This is a genomic window from Rothia sp. HMSC068E02, from assembly GCF_001813565.1.
Taxonomy (GTDB): Bacteria; Actinomycetota; Actinomycetes; order Actinomycetales; family Micrococcaceae; genus Rothia.
Map to the genome: position 1 here is coordinate 760,957 of NZ_KV812882.1, position 23,145 is coordinate 784,101.

Sequence of the window (23,145 nt, forward strand, 5' to 3'; positions counted from 1 at the left end):
ATTCGCTGCACCGCGACTGGCCCGACATGTAAAGTCCACTGTGGGTCTTACGTTGAGAAGCCACATGTTCGCCGAGAAGCCACCATTCTCGTGGCTTTTCGAAACACATGTGGCTTCTCAGCTATCGGGGTTCTCCCCTTCAGCTGGTTAGTCTTCCGGTTTCTAACCAGCCCCCCTATTCACACTTCACACCGATACGAGGAATGTATTTCCATGACTTCCGTTATTTTGAACCGCCGCACACTGTTGAGCGGCGGTACCCTTCTGGGTCTTGGTGCCCTGCTTGCGGCATGCGGCCAGCAGGCGGCTAATGAGGCGAGCGCCTCGGCAGCACCGAGCGAGACCGCCTCCGCCACGCCGAGCGAAATGACTTCCGCTTCAGCTTCTACGGCGGCTTCCGATGCCTCTTCTGCATCAGCTACTCCGAGCCCGGTCATTACCCGCGGCTACTCCGGCGGCTCAAAGGCACCTGACGGGGAGTACCGCGGAGCTGACCCTAACGGTCCGGCACAAAACGTTCCGAAACCTGCATCACCTGAGGACGGATACCGAGAAAAATCCAATGAAGGTCTACGCAAAACACTCAACGCGTGGATTGAATGGAACAACTACGGCGCCCAAACCGGAGACTACAGCCAAGCACGCAAATTCGTTGATAGCAGCTTTACCGAACTACTAGACTCCTACGAAGGTCTTGAAGCCCTCTACAAGCGAGGCGGCTGGATTATCGCGGGACTTGATCACTACATTGCTGACGGGAACCCCTGGATCGAGGGGGAGACTTACTTCTGGAAGGCGTACCGGGAGTGGGGTTACGTTATGTACATTGAACCTAACGGTGATTGGAAGTCTTACGAGAATGACAGAAAGGATGACGACACGTGGAAGTTCTCGTTCAAGTACACCTCTGAGGGCTGGAAGATTATCGATTTTGAACAAGTAGATGACTAAATAGGAAATATAAAGCACTTATTAGTATCGCAAGAATTCTTATTCTTGCTTCGAGAATTTCTCTATCTTCCGCTTTCTAATCAGCATCCCCCATTCACACCACACCGATAGAAGGAATCTACTTCCATGACTTCCGTTTTTCTTACTCGTCGAGCGTTGTTGAACGGCGGCGCACTCATGGGTCTCAGTACCCTTCTTGGAGCCTGCGGTCAGCAAGCTAATAACGAGGCGGCAGCCACGACTTCCGCCGCGCCGAGCGAGACGGCTTCGGCGTCTGTAGCGGTGTCGGAGTCGCCTTCGGCAAGCGCTACCCCGTCTACTGTCCGAGGCTACTCGGGCGGATCAAAAGCACCCGATGGCGAGTACCGCCCTGCTGATAAATACGGTCCAGCACAGAATGTACCGAAACCCAATGCTCCGGAGGACGGCTACAACGAAAAGTCTCTAGAGGGCATACGCAAGACGATGGATGCCTGGATCTTGTGGGGTAATTACGGTACTCAAACTGGCGATTACTCGATGGCTTTCAAGTTCATGTCCCCTACTTTTGAAGACGAACGTAAGGCCTATACAGGCGTCGAGGACCTTTACAAGAGAGGCGGATGGGTCATTGGCGGTATAAACCATTATCTTGCTGACGGTAACCCCTGGTCAGAAGACGGTGAAACCTATTTCTGGAAGGCGTACCGCGAATGGGATTACGAGACTTATGTTGAATCTGACGGTAGCTGGCGCAAATGGAGTAATGACGATAAAACCGATGACACCTTTAGATTTGAGCTGAAGCACAACGGGCAGAAATGGGAAATCATGAATTATGAGCCCGTTGATGACTAGTCCCTCCAGCCGATCCTAAAAGTCCGCACCCCGCAGATATCCCGCATCCCACAGACACCCAGCAGACATTCCGCAGACACGCAGAAGCCACATGTATTTCAAGAAGCCACCAAAAAAGTGGCTTTTCGAAACACATGTGGCTTCTCGGCGTTAATTACACCGTTATTTAGACCGTCGGCTAGACCCTAGTTGCCGAAGCCCTGCAGGGTTGCTGCCCAGGCGCGGCGCGCCTCCAGAGCTTCCTTAGCCTTGGCGATCTTCTTGGAGTCGCCGCCCTTTTCAGCTGCTGCGAGCTCTGCTTCCAGCTCGGCGAGAGAGTCCTCGATCTGTGCGAGCAGGGAGTTCGCGCGTGCCGCCTTGGCGGGGTCGTTGCGCTTCCACTTTGCCTCTTCGGCGCCGTTGATTTCGTCCTGAATACGGCGCAGTTCGCCGTCGACGCGGCGCAGGTCGTTGCGGGGCACGCGGCCTGCCGCATCCCAGCGGTCCAGGATCTTCTCGAAGGATGCCTTTGCTGCCTCGATGTCTTCGACGGGCAGGAGTGCGCGTGCTTCTTCGAGCAGTGCTTCCTTGACCTTGAGGTTTTCGGCGTAGACTGCGTCCTGCGCTGCTTCGGCTTCGTTGCGGGCGTTGAAGAACACGTCCTGTGCCGCGCGGAAGCGTGCCCACAGCTTGTCGTCTTCGCGACGGTGGCCGCGGGGTACCTGCTTCCAGGCGCGCATCAGGTCGCCGTATACGCGGGAAGTCTCAGACCAGTCAGTCGAGGTGGACAGCTCTTCCGCACGTGCAATCAGCTCTTCCTTGGCGCGCTTGATGCGTGCGTTGCGGTCGTCGAGCTGAGAGAAGTGTGCGCGGCGGTTGCGGTCGAAGGTGGTGCGGGCTGCACGGAAACGCTTCCACAGCTCGTCCTCTACGCTCTTTGCCAGGTGAATTTCGCGCTGTGCCTTCTTCCACGCTTCGAACAGTTCGTTCATGCGGGAGTGGGAGTTCTTCCAGTGGATCTGGTCGGGGTCCTGGCCGGCGATCTGCTCGGCTTCCGCGACGATTTCTTCGCGGACGGCGAGGGCGCGTTCACGGTTTTCGGTGCGTGCCTGCTGCTGCTTTTCGCCGAGTTCAGCGATCTGCTCTGCGAGGGAGATGAGGCGCTTCTGCAGGCCGGAGTAGTCACCGACCATGTTGCGCACACCAATCTGTGCACCGATGGAGGTGATGCCCTTCTGCAGGTCTGCGGCAGGGGCGTTGTTGGCGAGGCGGGATTCGAGCAGGGCAACCTGCGCCTCGACGTTTTCAAACTTGCGGGCGAAGTAGCTGAGCGCTTCTTCTTCGGAGGCGCCGGGCAGCTGGCCTACGGCGTATTCTTCGCCGTCGACAATGACGAAGACGTGGCCGTCCTCGGAGACGCGGCCGTACTGGCGTGCCTTTTCGAGGTTTACAGTGTCGTCGGGTTTGGTAGTCACCGCTATAACTCTTTCACTCGGGGGTGCTGGGGGTGGGGCGCCTTTGCGCTGTTCCCCGTGGTGGGCACCCGTTTGGGTGTGCGTGTGCACCTCCTAAGCATAGCCTCTGTGGGGTGTGTGTGAGTAGTGTCTGGTCGTGTTGTGTTGTGGGCGAACCTGCCGGCTGCGGGTTTGCGCGGGTTTGTGTCGGGTGAGCTGGGGGAGTGGGTGCTGTGCTGGGGCGGGTGTTGGTATGATGGGTAGATATGCCCGGAGGTGTTCCGGGGTTTTGTTGTCGAGTTCTTTGTCAAGGAGTATCGCGTATGGCTCGCAAGGCTTCGCTGTCTGGTTTTCCCGAGTATCTTCCGGCTGAGCGGTTGGTTGAGAATCATGTTCTGGACACTTTGCGTGAGACTTTTGAGTTGCACGGTTTCTCCCCGATTGAGACTCGTTCGGTAGAGACTATTGAGCAGCTGCTGCGCAAGGGTGAGATTGACAAAGAAGTTTACGCAATTTCTCGCCTGCAGGAGGACGAGGCTGCGAAGGCTAAGGAAAAGCTGGCTCTGCACTTTGACCTGACCGTGCCGTTTGCCCGTTACGTGGTGGAGAACGCCGGTTACCTGAATTTCCCGTTCTCGCGTTACCAGATTCAGAAGGTGTGGCGTGGTGAGCGTCCGCAGGAGGGCCGTGCCCGCGAGTTCACTCAGGCTGATATTGACGTGGTTGGCGACGGTGAGCTGCCGTTCCGTTACGACGTGACCTTGGCGCTGGTTGTTGTTGATGCGCTGTCGAAGCTGCCGATTCCTGAGTTCAAGCTGCGTGTGAATAACCGCAAGCTGGCTGAGGGTTTCTATCTGGGCTTGGGTTTGACTGATACTGCGGCTGTTCTGCGTTCTATTGACAAGCTGGAGAAGATCGGTGCTGAGCGTGTGGCTGAGGAGCTGCAGGCTGAGGCTGGTGCGAGCGCGGATGCTGCCGCTGCCGCCTTGGAGCTGGCGCAGATCCGCACTGAGGATGCTTCTTTTGTGGAGCAGGTGCGTGCGCTTGCGGCTAAGTATTCGGTGGAGCATGAGCTGCTGGATCAGGGTCTTGCTGAGCTGGCTGAGGTCATTGAGGAGGCGGCTCGCCGTGCGCCGGGTAAGGTGCTGGCTGACCTGTCGATTGCTCGCGGCCTGGACTACTACACCGGCACCGTGTATGAGACTGTTCTGGTTGGTCACGAGTCGCTGGGTTCGATTTGCTCGGGCGGCCGTTATGAGTCGCTGGCGTCGAACGGTAAGAAGACGTACCCGGGTGTTGGCCTGTCGATTGGTGTGACTCGTGTGGTGGCTCGTATTCTGTCGCAGGGTTTTGCGCAGGCGAGCCGTAAGGTGCCTTCGGCTGTGTTTGTTGCCCTGACGAATGATGAGGGCTGGTCGGCCGCGAATGATGTTGCAGATGCGCTGCGTGCCCGCGGCATTGCCTGCGAGGTGTCTGCGAATGCGGCGAAGTTCGGTAAGCAGATTAAGTACGCTGAGAAGCGCGGCATTCCGTTCGTGTGGTTCATTTCGTCGGATGAGTCGGGTGCCCCGGTTCACGAGGTGAAGGATATCCGTTCGGGTGAGCAGGTTGCTGCTGATCCGGCTTCGTGGATGCCGCCGGCTGAGGACCTGCACGTTCAGATTGTGCGTGCTGAGGGCCTGTAAACATTAGGGGCCTGTCATCTTAGGGCCTGTAATGCCTGCGGTGTTTTGCCGCTGTAGTATCTGGCTGCTGTAATAATTTGGTTACTGTAGCCTGCATATGGATGTGTACCCGCCTGGTGGGGAGGACTGACCTCCCTGCCGGGCGGGTCTTTTGTGTGAGCCCAGATTTTCGATAGGTTAGTGTCTTCGCCGTGGGTCTTTAACCCGGGGTGAAGGCGCTAACCTATCGACTGAGGCGTTTCCTCGCTTTATCTCAAGAGTAGTTTCCGCAAGTGGGTGATGACTTCCCGCTCTTTTTGAAAGATGTCAGCCCATGTGAGGTGTACGACCGTCCAGCCGGCGCGGGTTAGAGCACGGTCGCGGGTGGCTTCGTAGCGGTCCCTGCCGGGGTGGTCCACGTATTTCTGTTCGCCGTCGAACTCGAGAATGACGCGCGCCTCGGGCCAGGTGAAGTCCACTCGATAGTTACGGCCTTCGCATGAAATCGGGTACTGCGTTACGGGGAGGGGCAGCCTGTGCTCCATGAGTAGGCACCGGGTGAGGCTTTCACCAGCCGACTCGCTGGATGCATCCACCGCCTGCGCCAGGAGAGGCCCGGCGGAGCCGCCGTACCCGGTGAGGTTCAGTAGAATCTCAGTCACCTCGTGGGGTTCCAAGAGTTTCCGCCGCATGATGGAGTCAGCGAGGACCACCGCCTCCCGAAAGGGCATGCTGCGAGCACAATCCTGCAGCGTGCGAGCCACCGTCGTAACCATGATGGATGTGCCCGGCAACCTGGTGACTTCCTCGGGGCCAGGGGCGCTGTAATGCCGGGTGATTCTTCCCTTGTCAGAGGTGCTATGACTACAGCTATACACGCTTATCATTTGGGGAACAGAGAGTACATCAAGTCCCCATAGCGCCGCGGCTGATGTGTGGGAGAAGATTCCTTGAAGACCCATCATCTGAGCAGCGATGCACCGTACCGTGAGCCGCTCTTCGGGGGTGAGCGCTTGGGCATCGCGGGTGTAAATATAGGCTCCTCGCTGGATACGTTGCAGAGACCCTTCCGCCACTAGCTTGCGAATGCGTTTTGGCCCGATTCCTCGCAGGTTGAGCATCTGGGAGTTCAGCACGAATGGGTGCAGATCTGCGGCGCGGGTAATTTCTGGTGTAGCCGGTAGTACGTTTGGGACGCGTTGCCACGGAATAGTTACGGTGTTCATAGGCTTTATCCTGGCAGGCTGTGTGAGGTTGTGGGGCTTGTTTGTGAAATCTGTGGATAACTTCGCGGATTCTACCGAAAAAGTGTTTGTCCACAGGCATGCGGAGTGGATTCCCCGGTAATACTTCGATAGGGTAGTGGCTTTTCGATAGGTTAATGCCTTCACCCCGGGTTAAAGACCCATGGCGAAGACACTAACCTATCGACCGCAGACACCCACGAACCTGCCGCCCTACCCGCATCCCGCCTCCGCACCCCATTTTCTGGTGCCTGACTTGCCCCGACCCGCCATCGACCTGCCCGGAGGGGATACAATATATGAGGCGCACGCAGTGTGCGCATATCATCAACCGCGTGTACCCGGCTACTGTCTATAGTCGTGAGGTGCCCGCTATGAAAGGAATGTCTGTGCTTCGCACTCACACCAACGGCGAGCTGACCGCCGCAAATATTGGAGAGACTGTTACCCTGACCGGTTGGGTGGCTCGCCGCCGCGACCACGGTGGTGTCGCTTTCGTTGACCTGCGTGACCGTGAGGGTGTCACCCAGTGTGTTTTCCACAATGAGGCTGATTTTGAGCACCTGCGCAACGAGTATGTGCTGCGTGTGACCGGTCTGGTGACTAAGCGCCCGGAGGGTAACGAGAACCCGAACCTGGCGACCGGCGAGATTGAGGTTGAGGTGTCCGCCGTTGAGGTGCTGAACACTGCCGCTCCGCTGCCTTTCCAGATTGACGAGCACGTTGAGGTGGGTGAGGAGGCGCGCCTGCGCTACCGCTACCTGGATCTTCGCCGCCCGGAGCCGGCTCGCATCATGCGCCTGCGTTCGGACGCGAACCGTGCGGCACGCAACCTGCTGGCCGAGGACGGCTACATTGAGGTTGAGACCCCGACCCTGACCCGTTCGACCCCTGAGGGTGCGCGTGACTTCCTGGTGCCGGCTCGTCTGGCTCCGGGTTCTTGGTATGCTCTGCCGCAGTCCCCGCAGCTGTTCAAGCAGCTACTGCAGGTGGGCGGTATTGAGAAGTACTACCAGATTGCTCGTTGCTACCGTGATGAGGATTTCCGTGCGGACCGTCAGCCTGAGTTCACTCAGCTGGACATCGAGGCTTCCTTCGTTGATCAGGAAGACATCATTGAGCTGGGCGAGCGCATCGTTGAGGCTGTGTGGAACCTGATTGATGTGAAGGTTCCCCGCCCGATTCAGCGCATGACCTACAAGGATGCGATGGAGAAGTACGGTACGGACAAGCCTGACCTGCGTTTTGGTCTGGAGCTGACTGAGCTGACCGAGTACTTCAAGGACACCACTTTCCGCGTTTTCAAGGCTCCTTACGTGGGTGCTGTTGTGATGCCCGGCGGTGCTTCTCAGCCTCGCCGTACCCTGGACGCTTGGCAGGAGTGGGCGAAGCAGCGCGGCGCTAAGGGTCTGGCTTATGTCCTCATTCAGGAGGATGGCGAGCTGACCGGTCCGGTGGCTAAGAACATTACTGACGCTGAGCGTGCTGGCCTGGCTGAGGCTACCGGTGCGAAGCCCGGCGACTGCATCTTCTTCGCTGCTGGTGAGGCTAAGGCTTCCCGTGCGCTGCTGGGTGCTGCTCGTGTTGAGATTGGTCACCGTACCGGCCTGATTAAGGACGGCGAGTGGTCCTTCGTGTGGGTTGTTGACGCTCCCATGTTCGAGTCTTCTGCTGAGGCTACTGAGTCCGGTGACGTGGCTCTGGGTCACTCCGCGTGGACTGCTGTGCACCACGCGTTCACCTCCCCGAAGCCCGAGTTCATGGATACTTTCGACACTGACCCCGGCTCGGCTCTGGCGTACGCTTACGACATTGTCTGCAACGGTAACGAGATTGGTGGCGGTTCAATCCGTATTCACCGCCGTGACGTGCAGGAACGCGTGTTCGCTGTGATGGGCATTGGTGAGGAAGAGGCTCAGGAGAAGTTCGGCTTCCTGCTGGATGCGTTCAAGTACGGTGCGCCGCCCATGGGTGGTATTGCGTTCGGTTGGGACCGTATTGTGTCTCTGCTGGCTGGCGTTGATTCGATTCGCGAGGTTATTGCGTTCCCGAAGACCGGTAACGGTTTCGATCCGCTGACTGCGGCTCCTGCACCGATTACTCCGGAGCAGCGTAAGGAAGCTGGCGTTGATTTCAAGCCGAAGAAGAAGGACGAGGAGTAATCTTCTCTAGTCTTTGGTCGTGCGCCCCGTAGGGGTGTGGGCCTGTGCGGCGTGAACCTGGCGGGCGTTGAGTTGTGCCGGGGTCGCCGTTGAGGGTGGGCTGTGTATTCTGCTGGTGCAGGGTCGCAGCCCACCTTTTGTATCAACTGGCGTGCGTGCCGATTTGTGTACTAACCAAAGGGGGAGGGGAGCATGCGTATTCTGATTGCCGGCCCGAGCGGTAGCGGTAAGACGACGTTCGCGGCGCGGTTGGGGCGCCTCCTGGACATTCCGCATACGGAGATGGACTCGTTGCATTGGGGTCCGAACTGGACTCCGCGCCCTAGTTTTGAAGCGGATGTTCAGACGCTCATTGAGCGGCCTGCGTGGATTACGGAGTGGCAGTATCCGCAGGTGCGCGGCCGCCTGCTGGAGCGTGCGGATGTGGTGATTTACTTGCACTATAGCCGTGCGGTGGTTATGTGGCGTGTGGTTCGCCGGACGGTGCGCCGTGCCGTGACGGGTCAGAGGCTGTGGGCTGATAATGTGGAGCCGCCGCTGAAGAATATTCTGCGCGACCCGGACAACATGATTCGGTACACGTGGAGGAGCTACCCGCACGTCGGGGAGTTGCTGGCGGAGGCTCGCGGGCAGCATCTGCAGAAGCGTTTTATTGAGTTTCGTACCCCGCGGGCGGCGAACCAGTTTTTGCGTGCCGTGCAGTTGCGCGGCGTGCTCTGAGGCTGTTGCTTCTAGAACTGCGGCTCCCCTAAACCAGCCGCTGAGAGTGGTGTCGAAAGAGATGTATGAGCCCGGCGAAGGCCGGTTCCATGATGAAAGGTGAACGATGCGAGTAGTTATTCAGCGCGTGACCCGCGCGGCGGTACGTGTGGCGGGTGAGACGGTCGGTGCGATTGAGCAGCCCGGCTACCTGGTTCTGGTCGGTATCACGCACGGTGACGGTGCGGCACAGATTGCGAAGCTTGCCGATAAGACCGCGAACCTGCGCCTGCTGGAGGGGGAGAAGTCCCTGCTCGATGAGGGCGCACCCGTACTGGCGGTCAGCCAGTTCACCCTGTACGGGGATGCGAAGAAGGGCCGCCGCCCCTCCTGGTCTGCTGCTGCGCCCGGTGCGGTGAGCGAGCCGCTGTTCAACGACTATGTTCAGGCGCTGCGTGAGCGTGGCCTGCACGTGGAGACCGGCGTGTTCGGTGCGGACATGCAGGTGGAGCTCGTCAATGACGGCCCGGTGACCCTGATTCTCGATAGTGAGACCCTTTAAGAGCGGCGCTAACCCGTGTGGTGTCACGCCGCGAGCTAAATCCGCAGCTGTATATCCACACCCCGTACCCGCCTCCAGATTGTGAAACGATAGAGTAAGACTATGGCTGATTCCCTCTTTGATCTTGAGTTGCCCGATGACGGGGACCGCGTGAGCCTGATTGGTGCGCCCGCTGAGGAGCCCTCCTCCTCGCGTGCCTCTGCGTCGCGTGCGTATTCTGCCCGTTCGGCGTCTCGTGCGCCGTTGGCGGTGCGTATGCGTCCGCGCACGATTGATGAGGTTCTCGGCCAGGAGCATCTGCTGACTCCGGGTGCGCCTCTGCGCGTGTTGGCGGGGGAGAATGCCGGCCCGGCTGGCCCGTCCTCGGTGATTTTGTACGGCCCTCCGGGTACGGGTAAGACCACCCTGGCGCATGTGATTGCGCGCGCGCCGGGTCGTAAGTTCGTGGAGCTTTCGGCGATTACCGCGGGCGTGAAGGATGTGCGCGCAGTCATGGATCAGGCGTTGCTCGACCGCGACATGTACGGTACGACCACAGTGCTCTTCCTCGACGAGATTCACCGTTTCACGAAGGCTCAGCAGGATGCGCTCCTGCCCGGCGTGGAGAACCGCTGGGTGATTCTGGTGGCGGCTACGACGGAGAACCCGTCGTTCAGCATTATTTCGCCGCTGCTTTCGCGCTCGCTGCTGCTGCGGGTTCATTCGCTGGAGCAGTCCGATATTGAGCAGCTGATTGACCGTGCGTTGGCTGACCCGCGCGGTTTTGACGGTGCGGCGGTCATTGATGAGGATGCGCGCGCCCACCTCGCGGCGGTTTCGGGAGGCGACGCTCGCCGCTCCCTGACCTCGCTGGAGGCGGCGGCTGCGATTGCGTTTAGCGAGGCCGAACAGGCTTCGGCAGAATCTGCCCGCTCCGCCGAGGATTTGGCAGATTTGGCAGACCCGGCGGGGGAGTCGGGGGAGAAGTCTACGAAACCTGCCGCGCCCGTGCGCATCACCCTGGCGCATGCTACGGAGGCGGTGGACCGCGCCGCGATCCGCTACGACCGTTCGGGCGATCAGCATTATGACGTGGTGAGTGCGTTCATTAAGTCCATGCGCGGCTCTGATGCGGATGCCGCGGTGCACTATCTGGCGCGCATGTTGGAGGGCGGCGAGGATCCGCGTTTTGTGGCGCGTCGCATCATGATTTTGGCGAGTGAAGATATTGGCCTGGCTGATCCGCAGGCGTTGCAGGTGGCGACGGCTACGGCGCAGTCGGTGGCGCTGGTGGGCATGCCGGAGGCGCGTATTATCCTCTCGCAGGCGGTGATTTATTGTGCGCTCGCGCCGAAGTCGAACGCGGCGTATAACGCGATTAACCGCGCGATTGCGGATGTGCGTGCGGGTGCTTCGGGTCAGGTTCCGGTGCATTTGCGTGATGGTCATTATGCGGGGGCTAAGCAGTTTGGTCACGGCGTGGGGTATGTGTATGCGCATGATGAGCCGGGGCATGTGGCGGCGCAGCAGTACCTACCGGATACTCTGCGCGGCACGGTCTACTACGAGCCGACGCAGCACGGTTTTGAGCGTACGTTGACGGAGCGTCGTGAGCGTATTCGCCGTATTTTGGATGCGGCACCGGTGCAGGATACGACCCGTTAGCTTACGCGGCGCCTAGTAATACTTAGGAAATGAACGGATGAAGCTCTCTCTTTCCTCACCTCCTATAACTGCTACCGAGCTGGTGCATGATTTCAGCGGGCTTAGTTCGCGAGGTGAACTTTATGCTGGGCGGAAGGCCTATTGTTTGGCGCGCCGGTCGGCACTTTACATGAAGGGTGAGCCGGAGCTTCTGTCGGAGGCGGGCCTTCGCTTTACGGTAGGTGACGGTACCTATGAGGCGACCGTGTGTCTCGTGCATCAGAAGTACGTGGACTGGCATATTGTGAGTAACCCTCTGCAGGGTGGAATTGCCGGTCAGAGGTCTGCTGTAGAGGTAGCTTTTGGCCCGTACACCCATGTTTTCACCCCGTATTCTCTGCTCCATGCTGTGGCTCCGGAGGGGTGGACTACGTGGCGTGAGGTGCTTGACAGGGAACTGCTCACTTATACGCTACTTTTTGCAGAGGTGACAGATAATCTTGCGGGGGATATGCGCAGCCTACCGTCTGTTGTTGAGCTTTTTGGTGTTCCTGCTGAGGAAGTCGTTCTTTTTGTGTTCGATATTGAATGGGATGATTCTGCTTTGCCGAACCCAGACGAGGTCGTTGCAGAGCTTCTTGCCTCAAACGAAGGTACAGCTGCTGCACTGTGTGGGTACAGTTTTACGGCGTAGATTTGCTTGCGCGATGAGCCCCGTATCAACTAGCCGCGCGGGAGGGTTCGCCGGGCAGCTTACCCACCCCTCCTAAAAGAGGGTAAACAGAAAGCGGTGCGTAGTACCTCGGTAGTACTGCGCACCGCGTCAGAGTTTTGAGTTGTGATAGACGTCTTGACTGTCGGCCTTCCCGGAAGGGCGGACGCCAAGCTTGTTATGGTTTCTAGTCTAGGCGATATGGGGGTCTGATTCAAGCTATTCCCATAAAGACACAGGTTAAAAATAACGAAATGATTACAATCCAACATCCCAGCACCGCAATTTTTTGGGGAAGTCGCACCTAAATAGCTCTGACGGGCATAAATAATTCCTGTGGGGTCGTGTGGGTAAGTGTCAAAAACCCACACGCACAGTGATTTGAACCAAAGATTTCCCAAAAGGCTGGTAAAGCCCTGGCGCATCCGGTAAGCTTGACGGGTCTGGCAATTACTATGCCCGCATTCGTGCGAGCGTCAGTAATGTAGCTGCGGGGTACTCTGCCCCGAGCTCTCCGCCCCACCGCCGTACAGCAACGACCGAACCGGTCGCGTACGGATCCCGGCGGGGTCAACCGAGGAGGCCAGTATTCAACAGACCGAGGCCCCACCCGCAAGGGTGCAGGAGCCTCACATAGAAAGGTAGATTGTGGCTAAGCACAACCGCACCCGCCGTACCGTGCGTCAGTCCCGTGCCCTGGGCATTGCACTGACCCCGAAGGCAGAAAAGTACCTCGAGCGTCGTCCTTACGGCCCCGGCCAGCACGGCCGTGCCCGCAAGAAGGCTGACTCCAACTACGCTACCCAGCTGAAGGAAAAGCAGCGTCTGCGCGCTCAGTACAACATCCGCGAGGCACAGATGCGCCGCGCATACCTCGAGGCAAAGCGTACCGAGGGCCAGACCGGTAAGAACATGGTCGAGCTGCTCGAGACCCGCCTCGACGCTCTGGTTCTGCGTGCAGGCTTCGCCCGCACCATTGCACAGGCACGTCAGATGGTTGTTCACCGTCACATCATGGTTGACGGCGTTCGCGTGGACCGCCCCTCGTTCCACGTCAAGCCCGGCCAGCTGATCCACGTTCACCCCAAGGCTGAGAAGACCACCCCCTTCCAGGCTGCGGCTGCAGGTGAGAACCAGGCAGTTCTGCCCGAGGTTCCCGCATACCTGAACGTTGAGATCGAGAAGCTGCACGCAAAGCTTGAGCGCAAGCCCAAGCGCGAAGAGATCCCCGTGATCTGCGACGAGCAGCTGGTCGTTGAGTACTACTCGCGTCTGGCATAATCTCGATTTTTCGAGAAGCAACCCGTCCTGCACCGTTCGGTGGGGGCGGGTTGTTCCCGTTTAACGCGTGGGTTTTTGGGGCTTATACACTACAGGGCTGTGGCGCTGCTGAACCTGTGAATCTTCCGTCGCTGGGAGTTTCATGAGAGTTTAGGGGGCGCTTGAAGGATTTTTCGACTAAAATAGGGGATTGAGCTGTGTATATAGTCCTGAACTGTATGCACGATCCGGCTGCGCGCCACGGTGGCGTCCAGCCTTGTACGACTATTGATAAGCATCATGCATTGAGCGGAATGGGGTTATAGATGACCGGCGGAGATATTGCGGGCCTGATTGCAGCAGGAGTTTTTGCGATTCTGGTGGCTCTGCTTGCGCTACCCATTATTCGCCTGACCAAGGTGTTTGATGAGCTTATCGTGACGATTCGTTCGCTCAACCAGAGCACCGGCCCTCTCATTGAAGAGGTGACCCGTACTGTGGTGACCACCAATGAGCAGCTGGAGAAGGTTGACGACATCACCTCGAACGTTTCGGATGCGTCCGCGAACGTTTCTGCGCTGTCCTCGCTGGTGACTTCGACTGTGGGTCAGCCGCTGATTAAGGTTGCGTCCTTCTCGTACGGTGTGCGTCAGGCGTTCCGCGGCGGTAAGTCCGGCGATGCACACGGCACCGCCAACACTGGTAGCACTGGCGGTCAGTACGGTTCGGCACAGTCCTCTTACTCTGCAGGCGGTGAGAACTAATGGGTCTGCTTCGTTCAGCTCTTCTGCTTGGCGCCGGCGCGGCGGTTGGTTACTTCGCTTCCAGGCGTGCCGCCTCCGAACCTGCTCAGCGTACCCCCGGCAGCGCCCTGCTCATGCGTGAGCATGGTGAGCTTGCCCTCAACCCGGAGTCTCAGATGGGAAAGTTCTTCGATTCGCCGATTGGCAAGCCCCTGCAGCCGTATGCGTTGCGTGCTGTTGAGTTTGCCGCCCGCGTGCGTGAAGGCATGCAGGAGAAGGAGATGGAGCTCAACGCTAAGGTGGAGCGCCAGAAGCAGGATCTGCGTCCTGGCTCCCTGGATACGTGGGACCGCCAGATGAGCTCGGCTGAGATTGAGTCCACGAACCGCCGCCTGGCTGAGCGTGAACTCATTGAGGTGGAGGCTGAGATTGCCTCCTTGGAAGAGGCTCAGAAGCGAGCACGTGAGCAGCGTATTGCGCGTGACCGTCAGCTCGGTGACGGCTTCTTCAACTAGGTTTTAAAAGATGGTGTTTTCGCCCGTAAACCACGGTACGAGACTGGCTCGATTAGCCATTTTGCTCTCGGGCAGGCACCATAGGTCAGTAGACTAATTTAGAATTTCGCACAGATTACTCTAAGGAACGAGATGCTCTCACAGGAGATTTCTAAGCGCTGGATCGATTTCTTCGCTTCCCGCGGCCATACTGTGGTGCCTTCGGCATCGCTGATTTCGAACGAGCCCGGCGCTATGTTCACCATCGCCGGTATGGTGCCGTTCATTCCCTACTTCCTGGGCCGTGAGACCCCTCCGTTCTCCCGCGCGACCAGCGTGCAGAAGTGCATCCGCACCCTGGACATTGAAGAGGTCGGTAAGACTGCGCGTCACGGTACCTTCTTCCAGATGGCTGGTAACTTCTCCTTCGGTGATTACTTCAAGGAGAAGGCGATTCCTTTCGCTTACGAGCTGCTGACCACCCCTCAGGATAAGGGCGGCTACGGCCTGGACCCCGAGCGTCTGTGGGTCACCATTTATGAGGGTGACGATGAGGCTTTCGACATTTGGCACAACAAGGTGGGCTTCCCGGCTGAGCGTATTCAGCGTATGGGCATGAAGGAAAACTACTGGTCCACCGGTCAGCCCGGCCCCGCAGGCCCCGACTCGGAGATCTTCTACGACCGTGGCCCCGCGTATGGTAAGGAAGGCGGCCCGGCGGCTGACGACGACCGTTACATTGAGATTTGGAACCTCGTGTTCATGCAGTACCAGCGTGGCGAGGGCATCGGTAAGGATGACTTCGAGATTCTGGGTGACCTGCCGAAGAAGAACATCGATACCGGTCTGGGCGTTGAGCGTCTTGCCATGCTGCTGCAGGGTGTTGAGAACTTCTACGAGACCGACCAGGTTCGCCCCGTTCTGGATGCTGCTTCTAAGCTGTCCGGTAAGAAGTACCACGGCTCTGAGTCCGCTGAGGACGAGGGCTATGAGGACGACGTGCGTATGCGCGTGGTGGCTGACCACATCCGCTCTTCGCTGATGCTGATTGCTGATGGCGTGACCCCCTCCAACGAGGGTCGCGGCTACATTCTGCGCCGTCTGATGCGCCGTGCGATTCGTGCGATGCGTCTGCTGGGTGTGACTGAGCCCTGCCTGCCCGTACTGTTCCCGGCTTCGCGTGATGCGATGAAGGGTGCGTTCCCGTACGTTGCTGACGACTTCGAGCGTATTTCCCGTATTGCGTACGCTGAGGAGAAGGCGTTCCTGCACACCATTGAGACCGGTACTGAGCGTCTGGAAGAGGCTGTTGCTGCGGCTAAGAAGGACGGCTCTAACGCTGTTTCTGGTGCTGAGGCGTTTGCTCTGCACGACACCTACGGCTTCCCGATTGACCTGACCCTGGAGATGGCTGCTGAGGCTGGCGTGAAGGTTGACGAGAAGTCCTTCCGTGAGCTGATGGCTGAGCAGCGTCACCGTGCGCAGGCTGACGCTAAGGCGAAGAAGGGCGCGTTCGCTGACCTGTCTGAGCTGCGTAAGCTCGTGGACGAGCGCGGCTCCATCTTCACCGGTTACACCGAGCTGCGTACTGAGACTAAGCTGCGTGCAATCCTGGTGGACGGCGTGTCCGTGCCCGCCGCCAAGGCCGGCGACAAGATTGAGGTCGTCCTGGACGAGACCCCGTTCTACGCCGAGGCTGGTGGCCAGGCAGCCGACACCGGTGTTATCACCGGTAACGGCTTCATCATTGACGTTCAGGACGTTCAGCAGCCCGTGAAGGGCCTGAGCGTTCACCGCGCCGTTGTGCGTGAGGGCGAGGTTCACGTCGGTGCCGATGTTGTGGCACAGGTTGACATTCAGCGCCGCCGCGACGGTGAGAAGGCACACTCCGGTACCCACATCATTCACGCTGCCCTGCACCAGGTGCTCGGCAACGAGGCTACTCAGCGTGGCTCTTTCAACAAGGAAGGCTACCTGCGCTTCGACTTCGCGTGGGGCGAGGGCCTGTCCGAGTCCGCTAAGCGTGAGGTGGAAGAGGTCGCTAACCTCGCAATCCGCGATAACCACGAGGTGATTACCCGTGAGATGCCGCTGGCTGAGGCTAAGGCTCTGGGCGCTATGAGCCTCTTCGGTGAGAAGTACGGCGACGTGGTGCGTGTTGTTGAAATCGGCGGCGAGTTCTCCCGCGAGCTGTGCGGTGGTACCCACGTTGGTTCGTCCGCTGAGATTGGTTCGCTGACCCTGCTGACCGAGGGCTCTGTTGGCTCCGGTAACCGCCGTGTTGAGGCTCTGGTGGGTCTGGATTCCTTCAACCACCTGGCTGCTGAGCGTACCCTGGTGAACCAGCTGACCGGCCTGATGAAGGTTCAGTCTTCCGCTGATCTGCCGGAGAAGATTAACCAGACTCTGGCTAAGCTGAAGGCTGCTGAGAAGGAACTAGCTCAGCTGCGCCGCGAGAAGCTGCAGGCTGAGGCTGGCAAGCTGCTGGAGAACGCACAGACCATCGGTTCTGTTCGCGTTCTGGCACATGACGCTGGCGAGCTGGACGCTAACGGCGTTCGTGACCTGGCTCTGGATCTGCGTTCGCGCTTCGGCTCCGAGGCTGCTGTTGTCGCCGTGGTGGGTGTGGCTAATGGCCGCCCCGTCGTCCTGGTGGCAACCAATGAAGGTGCTCGTGAGGCTGGCGTGAAGGCTGGCGCTCTGGTTCGCGTCGCTGCCGGTGTTCTCGGCGGCGGTGGCGGCGGTAAGGACGACGTCGCTCAGGGTGGTGGCCAGGACGCATCCAAGATTGGTGCTGCACTGGACGCTGTCCGCGACGCTATCGCACAGGCTCAGGCCTAAACATGGCAGAATTCCAGCGCGGAGTGCGGATGGGTGTCGATGTGGGTAACGCCCGCGTCGGCACCGCCCTCAGCGACCCCGACGGTATTCTCGCCACCCCGCTCAAGACGCTGCGCCGCGACGCGAAGAAGAACTCTGACCGCCGCGTTCTGCGTAAGCTGATTGAGGTGAACGAGGTGGTGGAGGTTTTCGTCGGGCTTCCGAAGACCATGCGTGGTGGGGATTCTCCCTCCACGGAGATGGCTCGGGAGTACGCTCAGGCTCTGCGCTCCGAGCTGGATGCCGAAGAGAAAACACACATTAACATTTGGCTGGTGGATGAGCGACTCACCACCGTGAGCGCTCACCGTGCACTGCACGAGGCTGGGGTTTCCAGCCGAGATTTCAAGACTATGGTTGACCAGGTGGCGGCTGTGAACATTTTGCAGTACAGCCTGGATGCCCTCAAAGCGGGGCAGTCCGTAGCCGGGTACAAGGTGAGCGATCCGGCCCACGAAGAAAACCGACCGTCCGAGTCAGAAGGGACCACGGTCGGTGCCGTCAACGAAACGGAGAACCTTCAGTGACCGAACAGAATAAACATCCCGAAGAGAGCGGGCTCGACCTCTTTAGGCCGACAGCCGAGGATGAACGTAAGGGCATCACCGGCATCACGATGGAACAGGAAATCGTGTCGGTGGCTACGTTGCGTGCGCGTAAGCGCCGCCGCCACGCCGTTTTGCTGGGCGCAATTTCCTTGTTTATCGTGGCTCTGGTCATTATTTCTGGTGCCCTGATTACTCGCTATGACCCGTTCAAGACTCGTGACTACTCGGGTGGCGGCAATGGTACGACCGTGACGTTCACGATTCGTTCCGGCCAGTCCACCGCGCAGGTGGCGCAGGAGCTTGAGGCGGCGGGCGTTATTGCTGATGCTGATAAGTTCGTTGAGGTGTACACCAAGGAGAGCAAGGGCAAGTACCTGCAGCCTGGCACCTACGAACTGCAGCAGCACATGAGCAGCTCGAGCGCGATTACGACCATTATCGAGGCGAACAGCAACGTACTGTACCTGGCGATTCCGCAGGGTAAGCGCGTGAGCGAGACCATCGATCTGATTGTTTCTGGCTCCGATGGCGCGTTCACCCGCAAGCAGGTTGAGGACGCGGTCAGCAACTACACCCAGTACGGTGTGCCGAGCAACTTCCCCTCGATTGAGGGTTGGTTGCACCCGGGTGAGTACCGCTTCCCGAAGGACACCGACATCAAGAAGGTCATTCAGACCATGGTTGATAAGACCAAGGCTGACCTGAAGGAAGCCGGCGTGAGCGGCGACCAGAAGACCTTCGAGGTTCTGACCATCGCCTCCATCGTGGAGCTTGAGGCTCAGCCGAAGGACTACGTGGCGGTTGCAGGCATCATTGAGAATCGTCTGAACAACCCCGATGGTGAGACCTCGGGTCTGATCCAGTCGGATGCGACCGTGACTTACGGTCTGGGTGTCCGTTCGTACCACCTGACTGAAGAGCAGAAGGCCGATAAGAGCAATAAGTACAACACTTATGCGAATAAGGGTCTTCCGAAGGGTCCGATTGGTTCCCCGCAGCTGGCTTCGATTAAGGCTGCTGCGGCTCCCGAGAAGAACCCGTACTACTACTGGGTGACTGTGGACCTGGACTCCGGTGAGACTAAGTACTCCCGCACGTACGCTGAGCACCAGCGTTATGTTGAAGAGTACAACCAGTGGTGTTCTAAGCACCCGAACCGCTGTAGCTAAGTTGTAGCTAATCGGTTTAGCTGGTAGCTACGATTTAGTAGCTTTGGACTGAAGGTTCCTTGCTGAGGCGGGTACCGCCTCCACGAGAGTGGGGGAGGTGCCCGCCTTTGCTGTACCTGAATATTGGTTTGTCCCTTAAAATGGGTAGAGTGCGCCTATGAACGCGGGTTCGTGGCGTGCGTGTCCGCAAGCCCGCAAGCCCCGAGCGTTGAGTGTTGAGAGTGTTCCCCAGCGTTGAGAGCGAAAGAGTATCTATCGATGAAGACTGAACCGTACCGCGAAGCTCCGTATCTTCGCCGCGCCTACGTGCTGGGGCACCCTATTGCGCATTCGCTGTCGCCTGCGCTGCATCGTGCCGCGTATGACTTTTTGGGTGAGCAGAATTTGGGTTATGATCGCCGCGATACTCTGCCCGATGATTTGCCGGAGATTATGCACGGGGTGCGCCACCCGAAGGGTACGGAGGACGCCCCGTATATTGCGGGTCTGTCGGTGACGATGCCGTTGAAGACCGCGGTCATTCAGTATTGCGATGAGCTGAGTGAGACTGCCCGAGTGACCGGTGCGGTGAACACGGTGTATCCGCGCGGTGAGAAGGTGCTGGGCGATAACACGGATGTGATTGGCATTGTGAACGCGCTGCGCCACGCCGGTTTGGAGCCGCAGCCGCTCAAGGATTCTGCCGCGATTGTGGGCGGGGGAGCGACCGCTATTTCTGCTTTGGCGGCGTTGCACGCGTTGGGGTACCGCCGCGTGAGCGTGTACGCCCGTTCCCTGCATAAGCTCGGTAGCGTGCAGGAGGCGGCGGACCGCCTGGGCGTTCAGATGGAGCAGATTTCCCTAGTTGAGCTACCGCAGAATCTTGCGGAGCGCGGTCATCACCCGGTGGTGTCTACTCTTCCTGCTCGTGCGGCGGATGAGTGGGCGAGCCAGCTGAGCGGGCTGAAGGGCGCCTCCGCGACGCACCGGCCGGTACTGCTCGATGTTGCGTATAACCCGTGGCCTTCGGTGCTGGCGAGCGCTTGGGAGGCTAGCGGCGGCACGATGGTTTCTGGCCTGGAGATGCTGCTGTATCAGGCGGTGGAGCAGGTGCTGCTGTTTACCGACCGTGAACTGCAGCCCGCCGAACTGCTGGGTCTAATCAATGCGATGTGCGCGGCGGTTGATCTTGCGCCTCGTGCTTCCGTTTCGTGAAAAAAGCGTGCTTTCACTCGCTCAGTAAACAGGCATTTTATACACTATTTATACACGTGAAGAATTATTATTCCTTCCTCCTGCGCTGCGGTGCGGGTGCGATGAAAAGAGGTTAACCTATGGCCCTGCGTTGGCTCACTGCCGGAGAATCCCACGGCGAGGCGCTCGTCGGCATTATTGAGGGCGTACCCGCCGGTGTGGAACTCACCAGCGACATGGTGCGTGACGCCCTGGCTCGTCGCCGCCTTGGCTACGGCCGCGGTGCCCGCATGAAGTTCGAGGAGGACCGCGTGCGCATCCTGGGCGGTGTGCGTCACGGCCTGACTCAGGGCGGCCCGGTCGCGATTGAGATCGCGAACACCGAGTGGCCCAAGTGGACTGACGTGATGAGCTCCGACCCGGTGGATCCGAAGCTGATTGAGGGTCGTGCGCGTAACGCTGCGCTGACCCGTCCGCGCCCCGGTCACGCCGATTTTGCGGGTATGCAGAAGTACAACTTCTCTGAGGCTCGCCCGGTGCTGGAGCGCGCCTCCGCACGTGAGACTGCGACCCGCGTGGCTCTTGGCGTGGTTGCCGCCCAGATTTTGAAGGCTCTGGGTGTTGAGCTGGTTTCTCACACCGTGGCTGTGGGTGGCGTGCACGCTCCCGAGGGCGCCCCGGTGCCTTCGCCCCGCAACGTTGACCAGCTGGATGCTGACCCGCTGCGCTGCTTCGACAAGGCAACCTCCGACGCGATGGTTCAGCGCGTGGACGAGGCGCACAAGGACGGCGAGACTCTCGGCGGTGTGGTTGAGGTGCTCGCATACGGCATGCCTCCCGGACTGGGTTCGTACGTGCACTGGGACCGCCGCCTGGACGCGCGCCTTGCCGCAGCGCTGATGGGTATTCAGGCGATTAAGGGCGTTGAGGTTGGCGACGGTTTTGCGACCGCTGACCGCCCGGGCACTGCCGCTCATGACGAGATTTCCATTGGTGAGCACGGCGTAACGCGCGATACCAACCGTGCAGGTGGTATTGAGGGCGGCATGAGCATTGGTGACCTGCTGCGTGTGCGCGCGGCAATGAAGCCCATTGCGACCGTGCCGAAGGCCCTGAAGACCATTGACACTTCTACCGGTGAAGAGGCTCGCGCCCACCACCAGCGTTCGGACGTGTGTGCTGTTCCCGCCGCAGGCGTGGTAGCGGAGGCTATGGTCGCCCTGGTGCTCGCTGAGGCTGCGCTGGAGAAGTTTGGTGGCGACTCGATTGGTGAGACTCGCCGCAACATGGATTCCTACCTGGACGCTATTCCGGCGTCTCTGGCGTGGGAGTCTAACGTGGCTGGTTGGGACGCGTAGTGCCCCTTCCGGCGGAGTCTGAGGGCCGCGGCGCGAAGGGTCGCGGTTCCGGGGAGGTTTCTGTGGAGCAGGGTGTTCGCCCGGTCGCTTCGAGCCCCCTTGCGCGTATTGCTGCGGCAACGCAGCGTGCGCGAGGGGGCGCTTCGCCGCGCCCGGAAACCGGCACAGAACCCGGTGTATCTGAACCCGGTGTACCTGCTGCGGCTGAGCAGAGTGTTGAGGCTGCGGGCGCTGGGGCTGTTGAGGCTGCCGCATCGGTTTCTTCCGCATCGGTTTCTTCCGCGTCAGTTTCTTCTGCGCGCCCGGCTTCTCGCGTGCCCACCCCCGCTGACCTGATGCGTTCCGGGGCCCGCCCCCTGCCCGCCGCCGCTGCGGCGAACACGCAGGGTGTGCGCCTGTACGCCTCCTCGGTATCTGAGGACGCCGACCCGGCGCTCGGCCTGGATGAGGACCTGCGCCTGAAGCTGCTCAGCGCCCTGCAGGGCATGGGCACCGCTGAAGAGGAACCCCGCAAGGAACCCGCACAGGCGGATGCACCCAAGCCCGTAGCTCCAAAACCGGCCGCGCCGTCAGTAGTCGCTGCCCCCAAGCCGACTGCGCCTAAGCCGGCCGCACCGTCGGTAGTCGCTACGCCCAAGCCGACTGTGCCTAAGCCTGCCGTGCCCAAGCCGGCACCTCCGAAGCAGGCTCAGCCTGCAGAAGCGGCGGGGGAGAGCGCTTCTGCTCCCGTGCAGAAGGCTGAACCCCAGTCTGCGCCGGCTGCGCCCGCAGCCCCCGTAGGTGTGCCCGCGGCTGAACCCGCCAAGCCGGTCCGTCCGACCCCGGCGCTGTTTGGCAAGGTTCAGGTTGCCGCGCCCGCAGTACCTGCCGCGCCCCCCGCGGAAGAAGAGAACCAGGCGGGGGAGAAGCCCCTCGACGCTTCCGAGCTGCCCGCAACCCTGGCTGAATCTGTGGCACCCGCAGAGCTCACCGTCCCCACAGAGCTTGCTGTCCCCGCAGACGCGCTCGCAGAAGACGAGTCCGCCGGCGCTCGCATCCACCCGCAGCAGGTGCGTGAAATGCACGAGAACTTCGCGGAACGCTCCCGACCCATCGTGCTCATTGGCCCCATGGCGGCAGGTAAGACCTACATTGGTACGCACCTGGCGCGTTTCTACGGCTACGAGTTCCTCGACGCCGACCAGCTCATCGTGGAACGCTACGGCGAAGTCTCCGAAATCTTCGAGATTTTCGGTGAGGCGTACTTCCGCGAGCTCGAACGCAAAACCATCGAAGAGGTCCTCACCTCGCCCGTGTACCGCAACACGGTGTTCTCCCTCGGTGGCGGCGCGCCCATGACCGACTCGGTCGCGGAGCTGCTCAAGGACGAATGCGTGGTGTACATCCTCGTTGATGCTGACACCGTCACCCCGCGCATTACCGGCAATAAGACCCGCCCGCTGCTACAGCCGAACCCGGTCGAGCGGTGGACCGAAATTTTTGAGCGCCGCCGCAGCCGATACGAAGAGCTGGCGCACTTCACCCTGGACGCACGAGGCGGCCGCCCCATCACCGAGATGACCGCCGAAATCCAGGCGTACGTGACCGCAACCCGCACCTCCCGCGCGCAGCGCCCCCAAGCATAACCCCTCAC

The 23,145-nt window shown here is 59.8% G+C and carries 19 protein-coding genes and 1 pseudogene; 17 read left to right on the forward strand and 3 right to left on the reverse strand.

Features of this window, described 5'->3' with window-relative positions:
- The first annotated feature begins 213 nt into the window (after window positions 1-213).
- Together HMPREF2919_RS04670 and HMPREF2919_RS04675 are read left to right on the forward strand one after the other, a co-directional pair.
- On the forward strand, window positions 214-951 hold the full coding sequence (locus HMPREF2919_RS04670; protein WP_049345492.1) for a DUF6318 family protein: 738 nt from the start codon (window positions 214-216) through the stop codon (window positions 949-951).
- A gap of 126 nt (window positions 952-1,077) precedes the next feature.
- On the forward strand, window positions 1,078-1,788 hold the full coding sequence (locus HMPREF2919_RS04675; RefSeq protein ID WP_070666486.1) for a DUF6318 family protein: 711 nt from the start codon (window positions 1,078-1,080) through the stop codon (window positions 1,786-1,788).
- Window positions 1,789-1,973: 185 nt separating this feature from the next.
- On the opposite strand, the gene HMPREF2919_RS04680 is transcribed toward HMPREF2919_RS04675, so the two are convergent.
- Window positions 1,974-3,242 (reverse strand): DUF349 domain-containing protein, encoded by a 1,269-nt coding sequence (locus tag HMPREF2919_RS04680; RefSeq protein ID WP_044150409.1) that lies wholly within the window; start codon window positions 3,240-3,242, stop codon window positions 1,974-1,976.
- 302 nt (window positions 3,243-3,544) lie between these two features.
- On the opposite strand from HMPREF2919_RS04680, the gene hisS reads away from it, so the two are divergent.
- Complete coding sequence (hisS, locus tag HMPREF2919_RS04685; RefSeq protein WP_049350086.1) at window positions 3,545-4,906, forward strand: histidine--tRNA ligase; 1,362 nt, start codon at window positions 3,545-3,547, stop codon at window positions 4,904-4,906.
- Between the two features lie 248 nt (window positions 4,907-5,154).
- On the opposite strand, the gene HMPREF2919_RS09280 is transcribed toward hisS, so the two are convergent.
- Both HMPREF2919_RS09280 and HMPREF2919_RS09365 read right to left on the reverse strand, forming a co-directional pair.
- Window positions 5,155-5,547: an endonuclease domain-containing protein gene (locus HMPREF2919_RS09280; RefSeq protein ID WP_231840307.1), complete on the reverse strand. Its 393-nt coding sequence runs from the start codon at window positions 5,545-5,547 to the stop codon at window positions 5,155-5,157.
- A gap of 378 nt (window positions 5,548-5,925) precedes the next feature.
- Window positions 5,926-6,111: pseudogene (locus HMPREF2919_RS09365) on the reverse strand (type IV toxin-antitoxin system AbiEi family antitoxin domain-containing protein); the annotation flags it as partial.
- Between the two features lie 407 nt (window positions 6,112-6,518).
- Here HMPREF2919_RS09365 and aspS point away from each other — a divergent pair.
- The 14 genes from aspS to HMPREF2919_RS04760 all read left to right on the forward strand — a co-directional run bounded on the left by aspS (window position 6,519) and on the right by HMPREF2919_RS04760 (window position 23,137).
- The gene (gene aspS / locus HMPREF2919_RS04695) at window positions 6,519-8,291 is read left to right on the forward strand and encodes an aspartate--tRNA ligase (RefSeq protein WP_044145827.1); all 1,773 of its coding nucleotides are present in this window, start codon (window positions 6,519-6,521) and stop codon (window positions 8,289-8,291) included.
- Window positions 8,292-8,483: 192 nt separating this feature from the next.
- On the forward strand, window positions 8,484-9,011 hold the full coding sequence (locus tag HMPREF2919_RS04700; protein WP_070666493.1) for a P-loop NTPase family protein: 528 nt from the start codon (window positions 8,484-8,486) through the stop codon (window positions 9,009-9,011).
- A 106-nt stretch (window positions 9,012-9,117) separates the two neighbouring features.
- Window positions 9,118-9,552, forward strand: coding sequence for a D-aminoacyl-tRNA deacylase (gene dtd / locus HMPREF2919_RS04705; RefSeq protein WP_049327228.1), 435 nt, complete (start codon window positions 9,118-9,120; stop codon window positions 9,550-9,552).
- A gap of 102 nt (window positions 9,553-9,654) precedes the next feature.
- Window positions 9,655-11,196, forward strand: a complete 1,542-nt coding sequence (locus tag HMPREF2919_RS04710) for a replication-associated recombination protein A (RefSeq protein WP_070666497.1) — start codon at window positions 9,655-9,657, stop codon at window positions 11,194-11,196.
- A gap of 37 nt (window positions 11,197-11,233) precedes the next feature.
- Entirely contained in the window at window positions 11,234-11,869 is a 636-nt protein-coding gene (locus tag HMPREF2919_RS04715; RefSeq protein WP_070666500.1) for a hypothetical protein, read from the forward strand.
- A gap of 666 nt (window positions 11,870-12,535) precedes the next feature.
- On the forward strand, window positions 12,536-13,168 hold the full coding sequence (gene rpsD / locus HMPREF2919_RS04720) for a 30S ribosomal protein S4 (RefSeq protein WP_005508739.1): 633 nt from the start codon (window positions 12,536-12,538) through the stop codon (window positions 13,166-13,168).
- A 305-nt stretch (window positions 13,169-13,473) separates the two neighbouring features.
- A complete protein-coding gene (locus HMPREF2919_RS04725) occupies window positions 13,474-13,911 on the forward strand; it encodes a DUF948 domain-containing protein (protein WP_049327226.1) in 438 nt (145 codons plus the stop codon).
- Window positions 13,911-14,405 (forward strand): hypothetical protein, encoded by a 495-nt coding sequence (locus HMPREF2919_RS04730; RefSeq protein WP_005508736.1) that lies wholly within the window; start codon window positions 13,911-13,913, stop codon window positions 14,403-14,405. The genes HMPREF2919_RS04725 and HMPREF2919_RS04730 overlap by 1 nt, the downstream gene beginning before the upstream one ends.
- A 132-nt stretch (window positions 14,406-14,537) precedes the next feature.
- Window positions 14,538-17,225 (forward strand): alanine--tRNA ligase, encoded by a 2,688-nt coding sequence (gene alaS / locus HMPREF2919_RS04735; RefSeq protein ID WP_070666503.1) that lies wholly within the window; start codon window positions 14,538-14,540, stop codon window positions 17,223-17,225.
- A gap of 2 nt (window positions 17,226-17,227) precedes the next feature.
- The gene (gene ruvX, locus HMPREF2919_RS04740; RefSeq protein WP_012903482.1) at window positions 17,228-17,791 is read left to right on the forward strand and encodes a Holliday junction resolvase RuvX; all 564 of its coding nucleotides are present in this window, start codon (window positions 17,228-17,230) and stop codon (window positions 17,789-17,791) included.
- Window positions 17,788-18,981 (forward strand): endolytic transglycosylase MltG, encoded by a 1,194-nt coding sequence (mltG, locus tag HMPREF2919_RS04745; RefSeq protein WP_070666509.1) that lies wholly within the window; start codon window positions 17,788-17,790, stop codon window positions 18,979-18,981. Before ruvX ends, mltG begins: the two co-directional genes overlap by 4 nt.
- Before the next feature lie 258 nt (window positions 18,982-19,239).
- Entirely contained in the window at window positions 19,240-20,175 is a 936-nt protein-coding gene (locus tag HMPREF2919_RS04750; protein ID WP_070666512.1) for a shikimate dehydrogenase, read from the forward strand.
- Between the two features lie 119 nt (window positions 20,176-20,294).
- Complete coding sequence (aroC, locus tag HMPREF2919_RS04755; RefSeq protein WP_005508730.1) at window positions 20,295-21,512, forward strand: chorismate synthase; 1,218 nt, start codon at window positions 20,295-20,297, stop codon at window positions 21,510-21,512.
- Window positions 21,512-23,137: a shikimate kinase gene (locus HMPREF2919_RS04760; RefSeq protein ID WP_070666515.1), complete on the forward strand. Its 1,626-nt coding sequence runs from the start codon at window positions 21,512-21,514 to the stop codon at window positions 23,135-23,137. The genes aroC and HMPREF2919_RS04760 overlap by 1 nt, the downstream gene beginning before the upstream one ends.
- Window positions 23,138-23,145 lie beyond the last annotated feature (8 nt).